The organism is Kribbella sp. VKM Ac-2568, from assembly GCF_004345365.1.
GTDB classification, from domain to species: Bacteria; Actinomycetota; Actinomycetes; order Propionibacteriales; family Kribbellaceae; genus Kribbella; species Kribbella orskensis.
The window spans coordinates 1-1,579 of sequence record NZ_SLVF01000037.1; the positions used below are offsets into that span (position 1 = coordinate 1).

General features: G+C 66.1%; 1 protein-coding gene. It reads left to right on the forward strand.

The features are described 5' to 3' along the window. The first annotated feature begins 34 nt into the window (after positions 1–34). Positions 35–1,441 (forward strand): IS1380 family transposase, encoded by a 1,407-nt coding sequence (locus EV648_RS42310; protein ID WP_132302120.1) that lies wholly within the window; start codon positions 35–37, stop codon positions 1,439–1,441. Positions 1,442–1,579 lie beyond the last annotated feature (138 nt).

Below are 1,579 nucleotides of genomic sequence, written 5' to 3' on the forward strand. Positions count from 1 at the left end.
TCCAATTCGCACCAGAACGAAGGGCATCTCGTAGATGCAACTGTCTCACACGCCACGGGCGACGTCGGCTGTGTTCGATGATCCGAATCTCATGTCGTCGGCCGGGCTGGTTCCGGTACTGGCGTTGGCCCGGTCCGCGGGGCTCCAGGAACTGGCGAACAGGCATCTGAGGGTGCCAACCGACAAGGGCGCGAACGCCGGGCTGAAGGTCACCGCGCTGGTGGCGGGGATGGTCGCGGGTGCCGACAGCATCGACGACATGGCCCTGTTACGCCACGGCGGGATGGGCCGGATCTTCACCAATGCCTACGCTCCCTCGACGCTGGGCTCGTTTCTGCGGACGTTCACCTTCGGCCACATCCGCCAACTCGACGCTGTCGCGTCCCGGTTCCTGGGCCGGCTGGCCGCCACGGCCCCGCTGCTCACCACGGCCGGCCCCGGTGAGCGGGTGATGATCGATATCGATGACACCATCATCGAGGTCCACGGCTACTCCAAGCAGGGCTCTGGCTACGGCTACTCCGGCGTGCGTGGACTCAACGCCTTGCTGGCCACCGCGAGCACGAAACAGTCCGCGCCGGTGATCGTTGCCCAACGACTCCGAAAGGGATCGTGCGGCTCGCCACGTGGCGCGAAACGGTTGATCGCCGACGCGTTGAAGACCGCCAAGAAGCTGCCGAGCGGGTCCAGCCTGCGGCCGCTGGTGCGAGCCGACTCCGCGTTCTACGGCGCCGAAGTGGTCAACGCCGCGCTCCGCGGTGGTGCCGACGTCTCGATCACCGTGCGGATGGACAAGCGCGTCAAAGCCAGCATCTGTTCGATCCCCGACGACGCCTGGACCCCCATCGAATACACCGACGCCGTGTTCGACGAACCGACCAACACCTGGATCTCCCGGGCCGAGGTCGCCGAAATTCCGTTCACCGCGTTCACCTCGAAGAAGCGGTCCGAGCAGGTCTCCGGCCGGTTGGTGGTCCGCCGGATCCCCGACCTCAACCCAGGCGCCGAGAATGGACAGGCGACATTGTTCGACACCTGGCGCTTCCACGCCTTCTTCACCACCACCGACCCCGAGGCAACCGACACCGTGGCCGCGGACAAAACCCACCGCGGGCACGCGATCATCGAACAGGTCCACGCCGACCTCAAAGCCTCCGCCCTGGCGCACCTACCCTCAGGCAAGTTCGATGCGAACGCGGCCTGGCTGGTCCTAGCGGTAATGGCGTTCAACCTCACCCGCACCGCCGCCACCATCACCGGCCCCGTCCTGGCCAAAGCCACTACCGCGACCATCCGCCGCAAACTGATCGCCGTTCCAGCCAGGATCGCCCGTTCAGCCCGGCGAGCAACTCTTCACCTGCCCACCGCGTGGCCCTGGGAAACCGCCTGGCAAGCCCTGTTCGCTCAAACCTGCGGACCGCCACCAACCAAAACCACCTGACCAACCGCCCACACCGGCCCGACCGAACAGACAGTGGAGACCCTGGCAGCAACGCCAGGCGATCACCCACGCCCACCCTCCCAAGCAGTACCGTCAACGACATCCACGAACCACAATCTGCCCATCGGTGGATCGAGG

Excerpts from the sequence above, each read along its gene's own strand:
- EV648_RS42310 (WP_132302120.1), top strand. The coding sequence starts at position 35 with ATGCAACTGTCTCACACGCCACGGGCGACGTCGGCTGTGTTCGATGAT.